General features: G+C 42.0%; 5 protein-coding genes and 1 pseudogene. All 6 read right to left on the minus strand.

What is annotated here, in order from left to right:
* A pseudogene (locus BLT_RS0113470) lies at positions 1 to 363 on the minus strand (DUF1385 domain-containing protein); the annotation flags it as partial.
* 19 nt (positions 364 to 382) lie between these two features.
* Complete coding sequence (locus tag BLT_RS0113475; RefSeq protein WP_017728300.1) at positions 383 to 973, minus strand: hypothetical protein; 591 nt, start codon at positions 971 to 973, stop codon at positions 383 to 385.
* Positions 974 to 1,002: 29 nt separating this feature from the next.
* Positions 1,003 to 1,779, minus strand: coding sequence for an ABC transporter permease (locus BLT_RS0113480; RefSeq protein WP_017728302.1), 777 nt, complete (start codon positions 1,777 to 1,779; stop codon positions 1,003 to 1,005).
* A 3-nt stretch (positions 1,780 to 1,782) separates the two neighbouring features.
* Positions 1,783 to 2,499, minus strand: coding sequence for an ABC transporter ATP-binding protein (locus tag BLT_RS0113485; RefSeq protein WP_017728303.1), 717 nt, complete (start codon positions 2,497 to 2,499; stop codon positions 1,783 to 1,785).
* A gap of 135 nt (positions 2,500 to 2,634) precedes the next feature.
* Positions 2,635 to 3,435, minus strand: coding sequence for a bifunctional hydroxymethylpyrimidine kinase/phosphomethylpyrimidine kinase (gene thiD / locus BLT_RS0113490; protein ID WP_017728304.1), 801 nt, complete (start codon positions 3,433 to 3,435; stop codon positions 2,635 to 2,637).
* A gap of 20 nt (positions 3,436 to 3,455) precedes the next feature.
* Positions 3,456 to 4,420: glycine oxidase ThiO (gene thiO, locus BLT_RS21965; RefSeq protein ID WP_017728305.1), on the minus strand; the 965-nt coding region annotated here is incomplete at its 5' end.

The following is a 4,420-nucleotide window of genomic DNA, read 5'->3' on the forward strand; positions in this document are numbered from 1 at the left end:
AACCACTCCTCGATAGCTGAACACTTTATGCTCCGCACCGTGATATTTCCGAAGCTCTTTCGGGAAAATAAAATGAGTGCCAAACATATAATAAAATAAAAAATAATAAGGCAGGCCGTAGACATTGCTCCACCCGAAAAAGCTTAGAAGCTTTGGTATAAAAATAAGGCTCATATAAACAATCGTTAAAAGCTTAAACCAAGTAGGCATTGAGCCAATTACTTGACTGATCATGGCTGCGATCGCCTGCTGATCGAATGGTTTCACCCAGCTCTTCAAGCGTCCTTTCTCATGATACGCACAAGCCACATGCTTGTTTCCAATATAGAAAATCCCCTTTTGATAGGATAAGCCACGAATCATCGCACCACATTCCTCTCAATTATTCAATGTGTGCTTCCCTTTTAACCACCCAATGCTGCACATTTGGCCCATTTTCAAACTGCGGGCTTTCAAAACGCGCGTCGTCGAAGACTAATCCTAAATGAGCCGTCCACGTATGTAAATAATAAACTGATACATCTTCAGCCCTCACCTGCTCTCCTTCGATCAAGACCTCAATTTCTCCTCTATTTCCATAGCTTTCAAATTCTCTTAGCTCATTTGGGAAAGGAAAAATGACACCATTGTCAACGACCCTACCTTTATTTTCATAAATGACTTCATGGCCGTAAAAAAGACGTAAGAACCCTTCATCAAAAGACAGCTTATCTAAAAGCGCTTCATTTTCAATCGCAACACTAATATAATCTTCCCCGTACAAACCTTCTACTGGCATCTCTGTCCAGTCCCATGCAGCACGAACAAAAAGCGAATCATTTTCCTGCTTCGTATCAATGTTGATATCGATGACCTCTTGAAGCTCTTCATTCGTCATTTCCTCTTCCTGCTCCATGAACAAATAGCCACCTAAAAAAATAAAAATCATTAACAATCCCGGTAATAAGAGGACAATCTTGTTTCCTCTAAACATACACATCTCTCCTACACGGACAAATCCCGTTATGTATCAATCTCTGAAATTCGTTTCACTTGCATTTTATCATTAAAGAAAAAGCGGTAAACAAGCAGTGTGATGAGCATTGCGCTAAGAGAAACGGCTACAAAAATACTTATTGAAATCACAATTTGGTAGCGTATCGCTACAATCGGTGAGACCCCTGCTAAAATTAAGCCTGTCATCATCCCAGGTAATTGAACAAGACCAATCGTTTTTAGACCATCCACATTTGGAATCATCGCTGCTCTGACGATTTTTCGAATAATCGGTTGAGTTGCCTCTTGCGGATTTGCCCCAAGGGACAGTGCAGCTAATATGCGATCATGATTTTCTTTAAACTCATTTTTAAGTCGCTCTAAGGCTAATCCAATGGCAACCATGCTGTTTCCAATCACCATTCCACTCATTGGTATAACTTGCTCTGCTGTAAAGTCAATCATACCAAAGCCGATCCACATCGATAAGACAAGGACTTCAACTGCCACAAAGATGACAAAAATAAGCGCGAGTACATTCGGGATACCATTTCCTTTTTTTGCTGCATGAAAGCTCGCAACTGTCATCATCACCGCAAGCATGATTGGGATTCCTTGATTCGGCGGCAATTCGAACAAAAAAGTGAGCAAATAACCGATCAGAAATAGCTGGGCCACACCTCGAATGGACGACCACGTAATACTCCCTCCAAGCTGCAATGAATAAAAATAAGAGAGGGAAATGGGAATAAGGATAAAGACAAGTAAAAAAAGCATCGATGTTGTTGAAATCTCTGGAGCCATTGGCTACCCTCTCCTATCTTTTAGGCCATTGATTAAAAATTGCTGCAATGCTTCTGTTTTTGGTTGTTCAAACAGCTCATTCGTTTCACCTTTTTCCACAATCCGCCCTTCATGCAAGAACAAGGAGTAGCTCCCGAGACGTTTCGCTTGTTCAACATCATGAGTAACCATTATGATCGTTCTGCCTTTTTGCTGTAGCCCTTTCAGCAGTTGTTCAATTAGCTCTACATTTCTAAGGTCAAGAGCACTTGTCACTTCATCTAGAAGAAGCATTTCAGGCTCATTCGCTAAGGTTCGAGCCAAAGAGACACGCTGTTGCTCTCCCCCAGACAATTCCTCTATCGGTTTGTTTAAAAACGATTGAGGCAACTGAACCGCATCAAGCAGCTCCTTGCTTTTTGTCTCATTCCATTCCCGATTATGAAGCTTTGGACCGTAGCGAATATTTTCGGCAACCGTCCCATCAAATAGTGATGTTGATTGAAACACCATCCCTATTCGTTTTCGAATATCGATAATCGGGTAGTCTTTTAACGGTTTATTTTGATAAAAAATGTGTCCATTAGTCGGGTCTTCTAGACGGTTAATCAGTAGCAGTAGACTGCTTTTCCCTGCTCCTGATGGACCGATCAATGTCACATATTGTCCTTTTATAATGGAAAATGAAAGGTCAAATAACCGATCATTGGAAACCTGTTCAAACCGTAAAATTTCTGTCATCATACCCACTCCATTTATGGTCTCAATCCCAGCTAATTATAGTATACAGGAAGAAGGATCGATAGAAAAATAACGTCTGCACTTTAAACAAAGAAGCCACCTCTTCACACAAAAAGTAGATGAGGTGGCTATTATTTATTTCGTTACTCGATACGCATGATGGTTGGTTGGTCCAATTCCTTTTCCAATAGCTAAGGAATTCTCAATCGCTGCTGTAATAAAGCCTTTGGCCGTTTTGACTGCTGTGATCACATCAGTCCCCTTTGCAAGCTCTGCTGTAATCGCAGCTGCAAACGTGCATCCAGTCCCATGTGTATGCTTGGTTTCAATCCGCTTTGTCGTTAATTCATGGATCGTTTCTCCATCAAAAAGGAAGTCAATCGCCATGTTTCCTTTTAAATGACCACCCTTCAATACAACATACTTAGGACCTAACGAATGGAGAGTCTGTGCTGCTTCCTTCATGTCCTCCACTGTCGTAATCTCTGGGCATCCAAGTATTTTTTCCGCTTCAGGTAGGTTTGGTGTAATAACCGTTGCAAGGGGTAATAATTCTTTGATTAGCGCTTTTGTTGCTTCCTCTTGGAGCAATGGCGCTCCCCCTTTTGCAACCATCACTGGATCGACAACAAGATTTGTTACCTTGTATTCTTTTAGCTTTTTTGCAACAAGCGTAATAATTTCAGCGGAGAATAACATCCCTGTTTTTACAGCATCGGCACCAATATCAGATAACACCGCATCAAGCTGTGACTCGATTGCTTCTAAAGATTGTGGGTACACGCCATGTACTCCTAACGTATTTTGGGCCGTTAGTGCAGTAATTACGGTCATTCCAAACGTATCAAGCTCTTGAAAGGTCTTCAAATCGGCTTGAATACCTGCTCCGCCTCCACTATCAGATCCAGCTACCGTTAAAGCTTTTCCAATCGTCATCTCTCTTTCTCCTTCCAAAATTAAGTAAATCTTTGCGGATCAAAAAGGCTAATAGACACACGCTCTTGCTTTCCATCCACGATGTCAGCCACAGTTAAGGCCGTAATCGGGCTTAGCAATATTCCATTTCGATAATGCCCTGTAGCAAATGTAATGTGTGGAGCATCTTGAAGATTCCCGATTAATGGGTATCCATCTTGTGTTGCTGGACGCAGACCTGCCCACCGATGAAAAGGTTCTTTCTTTTCTAGAAAAGGAAAGACGTTTCGATTCCAATTCGTCAACCGCTTAATTCCTTTTTCTGTCACTGATGTGGCAAAGCCAGCAATATCTTCAGACGCACCATTGACGAGTGTGCCGTTTTCTTTCGGCACAAGATACCCTTGGCTCGTGTAGACGATATGCTTCACTGTGCCAACTGGTATGTGATAGGCACAAATTTGTCCACGAATCGGATAGACTGGAATCCGAATCGAGAAGGTATCTTCTAATTCCTGTGACCATGCACCAGAACAAACAACGAGACGGTCTCCTGTAAAGGTTTGTCCATTTTTTGCTTTTAAGAAAAGATCAGCTTGCCATTCGATAACCTCCACTTTTTCTAGGTGTTCCACAATGGTTACACCTAGTTTACGACAGCCCTGCTCTAGCGCCTTTACATAATCTGGTGCGAACAGGTGGCTTTCTTCCGGATAATACATCGCTGCAACAACATCACGTGATAATTCTGGCTCCAGCTTGCTTAATTGTTCTCGATCCAACAGCTCAGACTCAGCCCCAAAAGCTCCTTGCCACTGCTTTCGTGACTGGAGCGCTAACAAATCAGCCTCATGATAGACAGCATGAAGACTGCCTGAATTAGTGTATTCAAACGCTGCTCCTGAAATCGATTTGACCATCTGCTGCCATTGTGGATACGCTTTTAAGCTAGCTAAACAAAACCGAAAAAAATCATCTGGATCTTCACCAATTTCTGAATAAGGTG

The organism is Halalkalibacterium ligniniphilum (genome assembly GCF_000334155.1).
Lineage (GTDB): Bacteria > Bacillota > Bacilli > Bacillales > Bacillaceae_D > Halalkalibacterium > Halalkalibacterium ligniniphilum.

What these genes read in the sequence shown, in the direction of transcription:
- BLT_RS0113475 (WP_017728300.1), bottom strand. Translation starts at nt 973, where the DNA reads ATGTTTAGAGGAAACAAGATTGTCCTCTTATTACCGGGATTGTTAATG.
- BLT_RS0113480 (WP_017728302.1), bottom strand. Translation starts at nt 1,779, where the DNA reads ATGGCTCCAGAGATTTCAACAACATCGATGCTTTTTTTACTTGTCTTT.
- BLT_RS0113485 (WP_017728303.1), bottom strand. Translation starts at nt 2,499, where the DNA reads ATGACAGAAATTTTACGGTTTGAACAGGTTTCCAATGATCGGTTATTT.
- thiD (WP_017728304.1), bottom strand. Translation starts at nt 3,435, where the DNA reads ATGACGATTGGAAAAGCTTTAACGGTAGCTGGATCTGATAGTGGAGGC.